The sequence below is a fragment of the Pseudomonas sp. S2_E02 genome, assembly GCF_054668355.1.
On the sequence record NZ_CP162761.1, the window covers coordinates 1,350,975 to 1,365,751 of the forward strand.

General features: G+C 60.1%; 11 protein-coding genes. 4 read left to right on the forward strand and 7 right to left on the reverse strand.

Features of this window, described 5'->3' with window-relative positions; all coding sequences use genetic code 11:
• Positions 1-199 precede the first annotated feature (199 nt).
• The 3 genes from AB4O01_RS06005 (at position 200) to AB4O01_RS06015 (ending at position 2,976) form a co-directional block, all read left to right on the forward strand.
• A complete protein-coding gene (locus AB4O01_RS06005; protein WP_242210071.1) occupies positions 200-1,057 on the forward strand; it encodes a glucose 1-dehydrogenase in 858 nt (285 codons plus the stop codon).
• 90 nt (positions 1,058-1,147) lie between these two features.
• The gene (locus AB4O01_RS06010) at positions 1,148-2,512 is read left to right on the forward strand and encodes a cation:proton antiporter (protein ID WP_186621648.1); all 1,365 of its coding nucleotides are present in this window, start codon (positions 1,148-1,150) and stop codon (positions 2,510-2,512) included.
• Positions 2,513-2,679: 167 nt separating this feature from the next.
• A complete protein-coding gene (locus tag AB4O01_RS06015; protein ID WP_460090986.1) occupies positions 2,680-2,976 on the forward strand; it encodes a hypothetical protein in 297 nt (98 codons plus the stop codon).
• Between the two features lie 418 nt (positions 2,977-3,394).
• Here AB4O01_RS06015 and AB4O01_RS06020 read toward each other — a convergent pair whose 3' ends face one another.
• The 4 genes from AB4O01_RS06020 to AB4O01_RS06035 are packed head-to-tail and all read right to left on the reverse strand — an operon-like array spanning position 3,395 to position 9,901.
• On the reverse strand, positions 3,395-3,931 hold the full coding sequence (locus AB4O01_RS06020; protein ID WP_016983364.1) for a hypothetical protein: 537 nt from the start codon (positions 3,929-3,931) through the stop codon (positions 3,395-3,397).
• Positions 3,932-3,987: 56 nt separating this feature from the next.
• The gene (locus AB4O01_RS06025; protein WP_186621639.1) at positions 3,988-5,928 is read right to left on the reverse strand and encodes a hybrid sensor histidine kinase/response regulator; all 1,941 of its coding nucleotides are present in this window, start codon (positions 5,926-5,928) and stop codon (positions 3,988-3,990) included.
• Between the two features lie 5 nt (positions 5,929-5,933).
• Positions 5,934-8,252 (reverse strand): ATP-dependent DNA helicase, encoded by a 2,319-nt coding sequence (locus tag AB4O01_RS06030; RefSeq protein WP_460090988.1) that lies wholly within the window; start codon positions 8,250-8,252, stop codon positions 5,934-5,936.
• A complete protein-coding gene (locus AB4O01_RS06035) occupies positions 8,249-9,901 on the reverse strand; it encodes a VRR-NUC domain-containing protein (protein WP_460090989.1) in 1,653 nt (550 codons plus the stop codon). Before AB4O01_RS06035 ends, AB4O01_RS06030 begins: the two co-directional genes overlap by 4 nt.
• 194 nt (positions 9,902-10,095) lie before the next feature.
• Between AB4O01_RS06035 and AB4O01_RS06040 the strand changes: the two genes are divergently transcribed.
• On the forward strand, positions 10,096-10,320 hold the full coding sequence (locus AB4O01_RS06040) for a YgdI/YgdR family lipoprotein (protein ID WP_095049074.1): 225 nt from the start codon (positions 10,096-10,098) through the stop codon (positions 10,318-10,320).
• 53 nt (positions 10,321-10,373) lie between these two features.
• Here AB4O01_RS06040 and AB4O01_RS06045 read toward each other — a convergent pair whose 3' ends face one another.
• The 3 genes from AB4O01_RS06045 to AB4O01_RS06055 all read right to left on the reverse strand — a co-directional run bounded on the left by AB4O01_RS06045 (position 10,374) and on the right by AB4O01_RS06055 (position 14,729).
• A complete protein-coding gene (locus AB4O01_RS06045; RefSeq protein ID WP_460090990.1) occupies positions 10,374-10,748 on the reverse strand; it encodes a hypothetical protein in 375 nt (124 codons plus the stop codon).
• A 241-nt stretch (positions 10,749-10,989) separates the two neighbouring features.
• Positions 10,990-12,843 carry a polyurethane esterase gene (locus tag AB4O01_RS06050; protein WP_460090991.1) on the reverse strand — a complete coding sequence of 618 codons (1,854 nt, stop codon included), beginning with the start codon at positions 12,841-12,843 and terminating at the stop codon, positions 10,990-10,992.
• 197 nt (positions 12,844-13,040) lie between these two features.
• The gene (locus AB4O01_RS06055) at positions 13,041-14,729 is read right to left on the reverse strand and encodes a polyurethane esterase (protein ID WP_460090992.1); all 1,689 of its coding nucleotides are present in this window, start codon (positions 14,727-14,729) and stop codon (positions 13,041-13,043) included.
• Positions 14,730-14,777 lie beyond the last annotated feature (48 nt).

A 14,777-nucleotide genomic window follows, 5' to 3' on the forward strand; every position in this document is an offset into this window, starting at 1 on the left:
GTGTAGGAGTGAGCCTGCTCGCGATAGCGTCCTGACATCCAACATCATTGTTGACTGAAATACCGCTATCGCGAGCAGGCTCACTCCTACAGGGGTTTTGCATTTCCAAGTCGAGAAATGCGGCGTAAATCCGATCGAACTCACGGCAAACACACCGGGTCAACCGCCCATACCTGCCCTGAAACTTCGGAGACCCGCGATGACCGACTATCCAAAACCGCCCTTCCCCAAACAGGCTCAGGCCGTTCCCGGTTCGCAACGCAAGATGGAGCCCTATCCCGATTGTGGTGAGCAAAGCTATGTCGGTTCCGGGCGACTGGCCGGCAAGATTGCTTTGATCACCGGCGCCGACAGCGGCATCGGCCGCGCCGTGGCGATTGCCTTCGCCCGTGAAGGCGCAGACGTCGCGGTGGCCTATTTGAATGAACATGAAGATGCCAAGGAAACCGCGCGCTGGGTCGAACAGGCCGGACGTCAGTGCCTGTTGCTGCCCGGCGATATCGCACAGAAATCCCATTGCCAGGCCTTGGTCGACAAAACTGTCGAACGCTTCGGCCGCATCGACGTGCTGGTCAACAACGCCGCGTTCCAGATGACCCACGAAACCTTCGAAGAAATCCCCGACGAAGAATGGGTGATGACCTTCGACGTCAACATCACTGCAATCTTCCGGCTGTGCCAGGCGGCGATCAAACACATGCGCGCCGGGTCGTCGATCATCAATACCAGCTCGATCAACTCGGATTTGCCCAAACCGACCCTGCTCGCTTACGCCACCACCAAAGGTGCGATTGCCAACTTCACCGGCGGTCTGGCGCAGATGCTCGGGCCAAAGGAAATCCGCGTGAACTGCGTGGCACCGGGGCCGATCTGGACGCCGCTGATCGTCTCGACCATGCCCGATGAAGAAGTGCAGAACTTCGGCGGCAACACCCCGCTCGGCCGCCCCGGCCAACCGGTCGAAGTGGCGCCGATCTACGTGTTGCTGGCCTCGGACGAAGCCAGTTACATCACCGGCCAGCGCTATGGCGTGACCGGTGGCAAACCGATGCTGTGATGACGCCTTCGCCAACGCCTACAGTAAAACTGAAGGCCCATTGAACACGGTGCGATTGCCGTCACATCAAACATTTGAAGGCGGCAGATCATGAGTTTTATCGTGTGGGTCGCCGTACTCGGCGCAGTCCTGCTGACCCTGGCGCTGACGTCGTCATACCTGCGCTGGATGCCGGTGACCACCTCGGCGGTTTGTTTGCTGCTGGGTATCGGCATCGGTCCCAGTGGCCTCGATCTGCTGAAACTATCCCTGGAAGACGCCTCGCTGTGGATGGAGCACCTGACGGAAGTCGCGGTGCTCTTCTCTCTGTTCGTCTGCGGCCTGAAATTGCGCCTGCCGCTGCGCGACAAGCGTTGGCGAATCGCCTTCGGCCTCGCCGGCCCAGTAATGGTTCTGACCATCGCCGGGGTGTGCCTGCTGCTGCATTTTGCTTTGCGCTTGCCGTGGGGGCCGGCGTTGTTGATCGGGGCGATGCTGGCGCCCACCGACCCGGTGCTGGCGGCGCTGGTGCAGGTCAATGATGCGCGGGATGTCGACAGCGTGCGTTTCGGCCTGTCGGGTGAGGCCGGGCTGAATGACGGGGTGGCGTTTCCGTTTGTGATTCTCGGCTTGTTGTTGATTCACGGTGATGGCTCTGCCGCCGAGTGGCAGGGCTGGGTCTTGCGCAGTTTGTTGTGGGCGGTGCCCGCAGGCCTGCTCACCGGTTACTGGATGGGCCGTGGTATCGGCCGCGTGACCCTGTCGCTGCGCATTCACAATGACGACAGCACGCTCAGCCCGAACGACTATCTGGCGTTGTCGTTGATTGCCCTGGCGTATGTCGTTGCCGAGGCGATTGGCGGCTATGGTTTTCTGTCGGTGTTCGCTGCCGGGTTGGGCCTGCGTCAGGTCGAAGTCAAATCCACCGGCGCCGGGCAACCGCCCGCCGAGCACTTGGTGCAGCCGGTGGTCGGTCATCAGAACGTCGAACCGCAGCACGCGGTGCACGGCGACACCGAACGGCTGGAAAGCAGCCAGGTCGCCGCCGGGATCATGATGGGCGACATGCTGTCGTTCGGCAGTCTGGTCGAGCGCGCCATGGAAGTATTTCTGGTGACCCTGCTCGGCGTGGTGCTGGTGGCGCACTGGGACTGGCGGGCGTTGCTGGTGGGCGGCGTGCTGTTCTGCCTGATCCGCCCGGCCTGCGTCGCGCTGATGCCTTGGGGCGCACTGCTCAAAGGAAGGCAACGGCTGTTGATCGGCTGGTTTGGCATTCGCGGTATCGGCAGCCTGTTCTATTTGTTTTATGCCTTGAACCACGGGCTGACCGACACGGTGGCCAGCCTGTGTACCGATCTGACCTTGTCGGTGGTGGCGCTGAGCATCTTGCTCCACGGCATCAGCACGCAACCGATCCTCGCCCGTTACGAACAGCGCAAAAAAACAAAAAAACTGATTTTTGATTTGCGGATTTAACCGAGAATTGATCGAATTTTTTTCTATAAAAAAATGGATCCCTGATTAATGGCCGGCAGTCACAAGCATAACCCCTCGCCGGATGTGTCCGGCGGGGCCCGGCAGGTTCGGTTCCCCTGCGGCGCTACGCCTATGAAACGGAATCCTTGAAGATTAAGGTCACGGTCATGAAAGAATGCTCGACTCCTGCGCAAATCAAGGCTTGCAGAGCACTGGCTCTGGAACGTAATCGTCAATTGTTCGATAACGCTCACACCCTCAACCGCGCGGCCAATGCGCTGCTCGACGTTGAACACCTGGATATCGAGCAATTTGAACATTACCGAGCGCTGCGCAAGAAAGCCGATTTGATGTTTGAAGATGCGATCGATCATTTGTGCGTCTTGAACGAAGACTTCCCGCCGATTCCGGTGTCTTCGCAAAACTCGTCGGCATTGCGTCGAGAGCTTGAAACTGTGGAATGAGCCAGAACAGCCCCTCACCCTAGCCCTCTCCCAAAGGGAGAGGGAACTGACCGAGGTGAATGGTCGAGGTTTGCCGACCTGAGATACCGGGTTGAACTCAGATTTGAACAGCACGAAAATCTGCTCCCTTCCGAGTGAACCCAGACACCCTCACCCTAGCCCTCTCCCAGAGGGAGAGGGAACTGACCGAGGTGAATGGTCGAGGTACGCCGACGTGAGGTACCGAGTTGAACTCGGACTTTGGCTTGAGATACCGAGTCGAACGCAGATTTTGAGTACAACGAAGATCTGCTCCCTTCCCCCTCGCCCCCATTGGGGGAGAGGGTTGGGGTGAGGGGGATCGGTCTGAATAGCACAACAAAATCCACGCGAATGAAAAAGCCCGGCGAAATAAACCGGGCTTTTCCCTACCTGCCAATCACCCTCCCGGATTGGTCACCTGAATAAACACCGCATAACTCCCCAGCAACACCCAGAACGTCGCAAAAATCCACGGCGTACGCACCGAAAACAGCAGCGACTTGCGATAGCCCTTGTGGCTCGACTCCATCTCGCTGAACAGCGGCGATTCGTCATACGCCAGGCCCATCAGCGGTTCGCTGTGCAGCAAGTGGCTCTGCTTGAAATGCCAGTGATCAATGATGTCGTACGCCGCGCGAATCCCCGGCCAGGCGTTCAGTGAGCTGAGCAGCCCGAGCAGCGCAAGAAACGGTGGCACCACCAGCGTGAACAACTTGCCCCACTCCGGGTTGAGGTTGGCCATGCACGAGGCAAAGGCAATCACCAGAAACGACTGCGCCGCCAGATAAGCGTCGGTACGGTTGGCGAGGATGCTGGTTTCGTACTGGATCTCCCGCCGATAGAAATCCAGCCGTTCCTTGGGTGAGCCAAACATCTTGGCGTCATGTTCGGTCAGGGTTTCTTCAGCGGTGGGCTCAGTCAGTATGCGAGACAAAAGATGCACGCTCCGGGGTGGGGAAAACGTTTAGAAGTCCCCGTTGGCGCGCAAGTTCAGACGGATTGACCGACGCCTTGTTTCATCGATTGGGCAATGATTGCCACCAGATTCATCTGCGTAAACGGCTTGGGCAGCCGTGGCAGTTGCGCGGCAAAGCCTTCCAGACGTTCGGCGTAGCCGGTGGCCAGGATGATCGGCAGATCCGGTTTGAGCACGCGCACGGCATGGGCCAGTTGCGCGCCGCTCATCTTCGGCATGGCCATGTCGGTGATCATCAGGTCGATGACCTCGCCCTGATCGAACAACGCCAGCGCTTGCGCACCGGACGTCGCACTGACCACCCGATGGCCGAGGTCTTCGAGCAGCAGGCTGGTACTGGTCAACACCAGTGAGTCGTCATCCACCACCAGCACGCTGAGTCTTGGTACCACCACGGGCTCGGCGTGTGGCTGCAGCGACTTGCTGACGGTACCCTCGCCGGCCACCGGAATCCACAGTTCTGCCGTGGTGCCCTGGGCCTTTGCACTCTTGAGGATGAAACGGCCACCGAGTTGCTCCATGAAGCCGTGGACCATCGACAAGCCCAGCCCGGTACCCTTGCCCAATCCTTTGGTGGTGAAGAACGGATCCCTGGCCGACGCCAGCGTGTGCTCATCCATGCCCTCCCCGGTGTCGATTACGCTGAGGCAGACGTAACGCCCCGCAGGCAGGTCCGAATGCCCCAGTTCAAGCACCACTCGCGGTTCAGCGCTGATGCTCACCGTACCTCCATCGGGCATGGCGTCGCGGGCGTTGGTCGCCAGATTGAGCAGGGCCAGCTCCAACTGATTGGTGTCCGCCAGCACCGGCTCGAGATCGTCGGGAAACCGCGTGTCGACACGGATACCCGGCCCCAGCGAACTGCGCAGCAAACCGCTGATGCCCTGAACCAATTGCGCGATATCGACCGACTCGGTCTTCAGTTCCTGTCGGCGGGCGAATGCCAGCATGCGCTGGGTCAGCGACACGCCACGCAAGGCGCCTTGGGTGGCGTTTTCCAGCAGGCGGCTGATTTTCGCATCGTCGCCCACGCGCTTTTGCACAATCTCGAGGTTACCGAGAATCACCGTCAGCAGATTATTGAAGTCATGGGCGATGCCACCGCTGAGCTGACCGATGGCCTGCATCTTCTGCGCCTGGAACAGCGCTTCACGGGTTTTCTCCAGCGCCTGTTGCGCCTGGTGGGCTTCGGTGATGTCGCGGGTGATCTTGGCAAAACCAAGCAATGTGCCGGTGTCACCACGAATCGCATCGACCACCACATGAGCGAGAAACCGCGTGCCGTCCTTGCGCATGCGCCAGCTCTTGTTCTCGAAACGGCCCTCGCGGGTGGCGATTTCCAGCGCCCGTTGCGGCTCGCCGAGTTCGCGGTCCTCGGGGGTATAGAACAGCGAAAAATGCTGACCGATGATTTCTTCCGGCAGATAGCCTTTGATCCGCTGCGCGCCCTGGTTCCAGTTGCTGACCCGGCCTTCGGGGCTGAGCATGTAGATGGCGTAGTCGGTGACACCCTGCACCAGCAAGCGGAACTGCTGCTCGCTTTGCTTGAGGGTTTCTTCGGCCATTTTGCGGTCGGTCAGGTCGCGGGTGATCTTGGCGAAACCGAGCAATTTGCCGTCGGGATCAATGATCGGGTCGATGACCACATGCGACCAGAAATTGGTGCCGTCCTTGCGCACCCGCCAGCCCTCGCCTTCGAAACGTCCCTCACGGATCGCCGTGTCGAGCGCACGCTGCGGCAGACCGGCTGCGCGATCTTCAGCGGTGTAGAAGCGGGAGAAATGTTCGCCGAGGATTTCCGCTTCTTCGTAGCCCTTGAAGCGTTTGGCGCCAGAGTTCCAACTGGTGATGATGCCGTCGGGATCGATCATGTAGATCGCATAGTCGACCACCGCATCGATCAACAGACGAAAACGCATCTCTTCGATCGCCGCGGTCTTGTTTTTCTCGCTCATCACACTCACCAGCCATTGTCATGAGCAGAAGTATGCGGTAATCCGGCAAATTGGGAAGCGTCCGTCTCATGATTGATTGCCCACCAGCGCGGCAGCAGCTGTTTGATCCGGCTCTCGGCAAAGCGATCGTCAATCAGCATGACCACGCCGCTATCCTCACGGGTGCGGATGACTCGCCCGGCGGCCTGCACCACTTTCTGCACGCCCGGGTACAGGTAGGTGTAGTCGTAACCGGCGCCGAAGATGGCGGCCATGCGGTGTTTGAGTTGTTCGTTGACCGGATTGAACTGCGCCAGCCCCAGGGTGGCAATGAACGCGCCGATCAGCCGCGCACCGGGTAAATCGATGCCTTCGCCGAACGCACCGCCCAACACGGCAAAGCCGACGCCCTGGCTGTGCGCGGTGAACTGATCGAGAAAGGCCTGCCGCGCCCCTTCGAGCATGCCCCGCGATTGCTGCCACAGGCTGATGTGCGGGGAACGCTCAGCGAGTAACGACGCCACTTGTTGCAGATAATCGAAGCTGCTGAAAAACGCCAGATAGTTGCCCGGACGTTCGCTGAACTGCCGCGCGATCAATTCGACGATCGGCTCCAGCGAGGCCTGACGATGGTTGAAGCGTGTCGAGATGCGACTGACGATCTGCACCTGCAACTGCTCGGCGCAAAACGGCGATTCGACGTCGATCCACACGGTGTCGGCGGGCGTGCCAAGCAAATCGGCGTAATAGTGACGCGGGCTGAGGGTCGCGGAAAACAGCACGCTGCTGCGCGCCGCTTTCAGGCGCGGGCCAATGAACGCGGCCGGCACCACGTTGCGCAGGCATAACTGCGACAGCGGCTTTTTGCGGTCGAGGTCGCGCTTGCTGATATCGAACAGGTAATGCTCGTCGTACAGCTCCGCCACCCGGGCGAATTGCAGCAGGTCGAAATAGAAGTTCTGCAAGGCGCTGTCGAGGCCCTGCGGATGGTCATTGAGGTAATCGCCAATGGCCGCGCAACACAACGAGATCGCTTGCAGGAGTTTTTCCGGGGCCTTGTCGTAAGCCTGATACGCCGCCAGTTGCGGCGCATGCAGCGCGTTCCATTCACGGTTGATCCGTTGCAGGGAGCTTTTCAGCGGTGCCGGCGCGGTTTTGCGCACGCTGCCCAGGGTGAACTGATCAAGACTGGCGCTGTACATCTGCCGGCCGCGTTCGACCAGGTTGTGCGCCTCGTCCGCCAGCACCGCGACTTTCCATTGATTAAGCTGGGCCAGACCGAACAGCATGGCGCTGAAGTCGAAGTAATAGTTGTAGTCGGCGATCACCACGTCTACCCAACGGGCCATCTCCTGACTCAGGTAATACGGGCACACCGCGTGTTGCGCGGCGACCTCGCGCATGGCGGCTTGGTCGAGCAGGCGGATTCGACTGGCCGCTTCCCGCGCGGCCGGCAAACGATCATAAAAGCCCTGAGCCAACGGGCAGGATTCGCCGTGACAGGCTTTGTCCGGATGTTCGCAGGCCTTGTCCCGGGCGACCATTTCCAGCACCCGCAGGGGCAAGGCTGGTGACCGATCGAACAACACCTGACTGGCATCCAGCGCCAGTTTGCGCCCCGGTGTCTTCGCGGTCAGGAAGAACACCTTGTCCAGTTGCTGCGGCGCCAGGGCCTTGAGCATCGGGAACAGCGTGCCGAGGGTTTTGCCGATGCCGGTCGGTGCCTGGGCCATCAGGCAACGGCCGGTGCTGACGGCTTTGAACACTGATTCCGCCAAGTGCCGCTGACCGGGACGAAAATCGGCATGGGGAAACGCCAGTTGTTGCGCGGCCAGATTGCGCGCTTCTCGATGGGCCATTTCCTGTTCGGCCCATTGCAGGAACAGCGTGCATTGCTGTTCGAAAAAGGCCTTGAGGGTTTCGGCGCTGAAGGCCTCGACCAGGCAGGTTTCCTTCTCGCTGACGATATCGAAATACACCAGCGCTAGATTGATCTGCTCAAGTTCGAGTTTGCGGCACATCAACCAGCCGTAGATCTTCGCCTGCGCCCAGTGCAACTGGCGGTGATTGGCCGGTTGCTTACTCAGGTCGCCACGGTAGGTTTTGACTTCCTCCAGACAGGTTTGCGCCGGGTCGTAGCCGTCCGCCCTGCCCTTGACCTTCAACTGCAGAAACTCGCCTTCGAGCGCCACTTCGCTTTGATACTTTTCGCTGCGCCGCGAGGCCACAGTGCGGTGACCGGCGATGCCTTCCAGCGCCGTGGGTGATGGGGTGAAGCGCAGGTCGAGGTCGCCGGTCTTGGCGGTGAACTCGCACAATGCGCGCACGGCAATGCTGTAGCTCAAGCGCTCTGCTCCGCCCATTGCACGTAACACACGGCCACGGGCATCTGGTGTTGATGGCAGAACTCCAGCCAACGCAGCTGGTTGTCCTGCAGGCGATCGCCGGGACCTTTCACTTCAATCATTCGGTAGGTTTTGTGCTGCGGCCAGAACTGGATCAGGTCGGGCATGCCGGCGCGGTTGGCCTTGATGTCGAGCAGCAAACGGTTGAACCAATGTTTAAGGTGCTCAGCGGGTAGACAGGCCAACGCCTGCTCAAGCAATAGTTCATTCACCGCGCCCCAGAATACAAATGGCGACTGGACACCCCATTTGTCGACAAAGCGCTGGCGAATGGTCGCGGCATAGCGACCGTCGTCGAGTTCGCTCAGGCACGCCTGGAACAGCTCAGCGCGGCGTTGCTGGAAATCCTCGTTGAGCAGGTCCACCGGGCCACGCTGAAACGGGTGGAAGAATGCCCCGGGCAACGGTGCGAAAATCGCCGGCCAGCACAACAGGCCAAACAGCGAGTTGATCAGACTGTTTTCCACGTAATGCACCGGGCCGTCGTCATCGTGCAGATGCGCCTGCACGTAAAACTCCACAGACAAGGCTGGGTCGGTGCGTGGCAATTGCAGATCCAGCCGCTCGACCGGTCTGGCCGCTACGCGTTTGAGCGGCGGGCCACCGAGTTTGCGCCGCACCCTTAGCAATATCCGTTGCAGGCCTTGCTGCTCGGCAGCGCTTTCCGGCGCCTGTTCGGCTAGCGTGGCGAGCTCCAGTGCCAATGAGTATTCGCCGCTGCGCTCCAGCACGCGGATCATGCGTAAACGGGCGCCGGGATAGGCGCAGTCGCGGTAAATGCTCAGGGCCAGGGCAAACTCGCCGATGCGCTCGCAATACTGGCCGATCTGGAACAGCACCTTGCCACGCCGGCGTTGCAGCCACGGGTTGTCGAAGTGCAAGGCGCTGACCTGCGCAACAATGGTGTCCAGTGGTTCACCGGCCTCGAAACGCAATTGACAGTTGTGCAGGAACAGGCACGCATCGACGTCATCGCGACTGCGCAGGCCCCGCGAGTCGGCGCAGAATTCGACTTTTTCATAAGTGAAGATGCCAAGGTCGGCGAGGACGAATTCCGACCAGTCCTGATACAGGTTGCCGAAGAACATCAGCCGCAAGCGATCGCACAGGTCCATGATGGTCAGGCTGAACAAGCGATCATCGAGCAGCGGCGCCCAGTCGCGCAGGCTGCGAGCGTCTGCAAACTGCTCGGCGAGGAGCGGCAGCCAATCGTCCTTGCGGCCCTTGGGTTGCTCGATAAAGGCTGCAAACGCTTGCAGGATCTCGGCCTTGAGCAACACATCGAACAACTCGGCGAGGGCCAGCGGCGCGTGTTCATCGATCCAGCCGTGCTCCAGCAAGGGCTGCGCGGCCTCGGCGATGTCACCGATTTCAACGTAATTGAGTTTGCCGGCACGAAAATGCACGCCCTTGCGCATCACCATCCGCACCAGCAAACCCTGCGACGCGCGCGGCAAGGCCTTGAAGTCGCGGATGAACGCGTGTTCCGGTTCGCTCATTACATCGGCGTAACGAAGCTCAAGCCAATCAAGCACTTGCCGGAAGTTGTTAAGGTAATAGAACGGGTCGTCGAGGGGATTGGCAGTCACGGGAATTCTGGGCTATGGCAAGCGAGTACTGGTTATGCGTACAGATACCAGCTGTGCCCTGCCCGGCGCAAACGGAAAATGATCAATGGCATTTTTTCGCCGGGCTATCGAACTTTTCCCCCGGGGATGGCACCAACCGCGTTAGAGGGCCGACAATGCTCGGCATCACATCGAATGAGGATTTAGAGGTGGGTATGAAAATCAAAGCACTGGGCATCCCTTTCGCCATCGCCGCCGCGCTGGCACTGGCCGGTTGCTCGACCCCGACGGTGGTCACCCTGCAGAACGGCACCCAGTACCTGACCAAGGACATGCCGAAGACCAAAACCAAGGACGGCTTCTATGAGTTCGAGGATATTTCCGGGGCCAAGGTGAAGGTCCGTGCCGATGAAGTGGCCACTGTGCGCGAAGAAGACTAGGTTTCGCTCGCGTCGATCGTTCCCACGCTCTGCGTGGGAACAATCATCGCGTGTTATTCGAAAGTCGGCATACCCGGCAGGCTGCCGTCGCACGGCATGTACGTGCCACCCCGCTTGACCACTTCGCCCTGCAAACGCCGACAACGATCCAGATCCTGCTGCGTCATGCGATCGATGCTCAGATTGCCGGTGGTTTGTGGCTGCTTGCCGTCACCCAGGCGCAGGGTCACGAACGGTTGTTCGGGCTGAATCTGAAAGCGGCTCTTCTCTTCGACCGGTTCGACCTCCGCGGTTTTCGGCGGGCTCGGCAGTTGGTCGGTGGTGACGCCGTAACGGCTCAGAATCGAGCTTTGAGGCAGATCGGCGCAGGCATTGGCCGAACACAGCGCCAGTGCGACGAACCCGACATACCCCTTGAAACCTTTCACGTTTGAATCTCCTGTACCCAATGGCGGCTAGCTATAGAACGTGTGTGCACGTGCTGGCTTTAGGCCGCATTTCCTGTTTTCGCAGGGGTTTGAGTCAGGCCGTGGCCATCGAGTCACTTTTGAAACCGAGTTATCGTTCTTCGCGAGCAAGCTCGCTCCCACAGGGGATTTGCGTCGTTTACAAATTCCCTGTGGGAGTGAGCTTGCTCGCGAAGGGGGCCTTAAAGGCGCCCCATCAACATCAGGCAATCACAATACCGTCAGCACTCAGGCTATTCAGCGACACCCCGACCAACGTCACCGAATCGTTGCCAAACGTCAGCACCGTGTCCTGCCCGACAGTCGCGGCATGAGCCCGGAAATCCTCCGCCGGCAACACACCCTGCACACCGAGAAACACCAGTTTGTCGTTGGAGGTAAAACCAACTACCCGGTCCTGCCCGAACGCACCGTTGAACAGGAACGTATCCGCCCCGCCCCCCGATTCCATCAGGTCATTACCCGCGCCGCCGACAAACACGTCATTGCCGAGGCCCCCCATCAGGTGATCGTTGCCGTCCAGCCCGAACAACCAGTCGCCACCGGCATGCGCCTTCAACGTATCGGCGCCGCTGGTGCCTTTGACGCTGGATTCGTACGCGGTGACGTTGTTGCCGACCTTCAAGCCGCTGGCCGTGACGCTGTGGATCACGTCGTCCTTGAACAGGCCCCAGAGAAAGCCCGGTTCCTTGGTGACAATGCTGCCGATATCGCGGGTGATGCTGATCCCGCCGTTGGCGTCGCGCACGTACAAATTGCCGGCACCGTCATTGGCGAAGTCGAAGTTTTTCACCGCACTTTGCAGATCGAGGGTGTTGTTGCCCTGCCCGCCGAGGATGACGTTGTAGCCACCGCTGTCGCGGAAGGTGTCATTACCGGCGCGGCCTTCCAGGTAATCGTTGCCGCTACCGCCCTGGATCAGATCGTTGGCGTCACTGCCAATGATGAACGTGCTGCCCTTGTGGGTTTCGGCGTTGCGGTTGAGGTCCTGTACCCAGGTGTTGGCCCGCGCCGGGTCCGAGAGGTTGGCGACGATGATCGTCGAGTCGCGGCTGGTCAGATCGTAGAATTTTGAGTCGATCACCCGGTTCATGCCGTCGCCATACGCGGTCGGCAAGTGCGAGATCCAGGTGGGAATGTTGAGGATCGAGTACGGCAGCAGATTCCACGCGGTCGAGGCGTAGTGATCGTTGAAGCTGACGATGTTGTCGGTGGCCGAGACTTTGGGCGCATCGTGCACGCCGATCGAAGCACCGGTGAAGGTCGAGCCGTCGAGGGCGCGAAACACCGGGTCGTTTTCGTAGCCGACGTTGAGCACTTTGTCGGTGCTGCTTTGCGTTGGCGAGGCGTAGGCGATGTAGTTGGAATCGGCAAAGAAACCGCCCCACTTGCCCCCGCTCAGGTCCGCCATGCTGTTGACCGCCAGGCCACCGAGGCTGTGACCACTGACGAGAACGTCCTTGCCGCTGAGGCCGTTGGCCTTGGCAAACGCCACCACGTCATTGAGCAGATTGCCGAAGGCTTCGCCGACGTAATTCTTCGCGTAATCCTTGGGACCGAAGGCGGCGAGCAGGTCGTTGATCACGTCGCCGATGGAGTCGAGGATCAGGTTTTCCCGCGGGCCGCTGGTGCCGCGAAAGGCAACACCGAGTTCGGTGAGATGGCCCTGGGCGTCGTACTTGCCGAGGATTTCCACTTGCGCGGTGGTGTAGCCGGCCTTCTCGCCGAAGAAGGTTCCGCGCGCATCGGTCTTGCCGTCATAGCCCAGTTGCGAGGCGGTGATGGGCGTCCAGCCGGCCTTTTTCACCGCGTCGAGGGCGAGTTTTTCCGAGTCGGGGTTCCACGGAATGCCGGGAATCACCCCTTGCGAATCGCTGCCGCCGAGCAGCGCCGTGACCAGCGTGGCGGGCAGGCCGAGGCCGAAACCGTTGTGCTGATAACCGGCGGCAAAGCCGTTATCGAGGTTGTGATAGGAATACAGCGTGATCGCCATGGCATCGTTGAACAACGCCTTGGAATCGGCTGTGCCGAAGTTCTTGTAGTCATACACACCCATTGCTATTGCCTCTCTCTTGTTGGAATTGTTAGAGATAGCTCACAGCCAGGGCGCCCCACGGGGACGCCCCGGAGCATTTCAGTACTACTTGTTGCTGTTCACTGTGGGAGCGAGCTTGCTCGCGAAAGCGGTGTGTCAGGTACCAATACTTCAACTGACACTACGCATTCGCGAGCAAGCTCGCTCCCACATTGGATCTACGCGAACATGAAACTGGAGTCCGACAGGTTAGCCACTCCCACCCCGACCAGGGTCACGGCATAGTCGCCAATCTTCAGCACGGTGTCGTTGCCGGCCTGCGCCGCGTGCTGCTTGTAGTCGTAGCCCTGCCCCGCGCCTTCGACGCCCATGAACACCAGTTTGTCGCTGCCCTGATAACCGTTGATGGCATCAAAACCGAACGCGCCACTGAACAGGAAGGTGTTGTTGCCACCCACTGCGCTCATCACGTCATTGCCGGCGCCACCGACGAAGGTCACATGGCCCTTGTCGCTGATCAGTTTGTCGTCGCCACCGAGGCCGAACAGCCAGTCACCGTCAGCCGTGGCGTGCAGCGCATTGCCGTAGCCATCGCCGCTGAGCGAATGGTTGTACTGGGTCAGTTCGTTGCCATTGGTCAAACCTTTGGCCGTAACGCCCCAGGTGATTTCCTTGCTGCCCCACCACGAACCCGACTCCTTGCTCACCAGCGCGCCGATGTCGCGGGTCATGCTGATGCCGCCGTAGGCGTCGCGCACGTACAGCGTGCCGTCACCGTCGTTGGCGAAGCTGAAGTTCTGCAATGGTTTCTGCAGTTCGAAGGTGTTGTGGCCCTGGCCACCGAGCAGGATGTTGTAGCCGCCGTCATCACGGAACCGGTCATCACCGCCCAGGCCTTCGAGGAAGTCGTTGCCCGCGCCGCCCTTGAGCCAGTCGCTGCTCTGGGTGCCGATGATGAACGTGCTGCCGGTGTGCGGCTCGCCACTGCGGCCGAGATCTTCGACCCAGGTCTTGCCGCGAGAAGCTTCTTCCAGATTGGAGACGATGATCGTCGAGTCTTTATGCGTCAGGTTGTAGAACTTCGAATCGATCACCCGATTCAAGCCATCGGCATAACCCAGCGAGCTGTGGGCCGACCAGTTCAGCGGATTGATGATGCTGAACGGCACCAGGTTCTGCGCGGTGGAGGCGTAGTTGTCGTTGAAGTTGACGATGTTGTCGGTGGTCGAATCGTGCGGCTTGTCGTGCTTGCCCATCGAGGCGCTGCTGAACGTGGTGCCGTCGAGCACGCGGAACACCGGGTCGTTCTCGAACCCGATGTTCAGCACGTTATTGCCGGTGCTGCTCTGAGTCGGCGAGGCGAAGGTGATGTAGTTGGCATCTTTGAAGAAGCCGCCCCAGTTGCTCGCGCTCAATTCGGCGACGCTGTTGACCCCGAGCCCGCCGAGGCTGTGACCGCTGAGCAGCACATCCTTGGCGGCGATGCCGTTGGCAATGGCGAATGCGGCGACCGCCTTGAGCAGATTATCGAAGGCGTTTTTAGCGTAATTGCTCGCGTAATCCGACGGCCCGATAGCGGCCAGCAGGTTGTTTTTCAGGTCGCCGAAGGTGTCGCTATAACCCAGCCCACCGGTGCCGCGAAACGCCACGCCAATACCGATCAACTTGCCGGCCGCGTCGTACTTGCCGAGCACTTCGGCCTCGGCGCTGGTGAAGCCGTCCTTCTCGCCGAAGAACGTGCCTTGCGGCCCGACCTTGCCCTGATAACCCAGCGCGGTTGCCGTGAGCGGCGCCCAAGCAGTGGCCGGCAACGGCTTGCCGGTCGGCGTGTAGGCATACAGCGTCAGTGCGATGGCGTCGCTGTACAACGCTTTGCCATCGGCATTTTTATAATCGAACAGTCCCATGTTGTGCTCTCTCTTCCTTCAAAAACCGGCAGCTCCGCAGAACTGCCG

Coding starts and splice junctions, on each gene's coding strand:
- AB4O01_RS06005 (WP_242210071.1), top strand. CDS start 200: ATGACCGACTATCCAAAACCGCCCTTCCCCAAACAGGCTCAGGCCGTT.
- AB4O01_RS06055 (WP_460090992.1), bottom strand. CDS start 14,729: ATGGGACTGTTCGATTATAAAAATGCCGATGGCAAAGCGTTGTACAGC.
- AB4O01_RS06010 (WP_186621648.1), top strand. CDS start 1,148: ATGAGTTTTATCGTGTGGGTCGCCGTACTCGGCGCAGTCCTGCTGACC.
- AB4O01_RS06040 (WP_095049074.1), top strand. CDS start 10,096: ATGAAAATCAAAGCACTGGGCATCCCTTTCGCCATCGCCGCCGCGCTG.
- AB4O01_RS06050 (WP_460090991.1), bottom strand. CDS start 12,843: ATGGGTGTGTATGACTACAAGAACTTCGGCACAGCCGATTCCAAGGCG.
- AB4O01_RS06025 (WP_186621639.1), bottom strand. CDS start 5,928: ATGAGCGAGAAAAACAAGACCGCGGCGATCGAAGAGATGCGTTTTCGT.
- AB4O01_RS06015 (WP_460090986.1), top strand. CDS start 2,680: ATGAAAGAATGCTCGACTCCTGCGCAAATCAAGGCTTGCAGAGCACTG.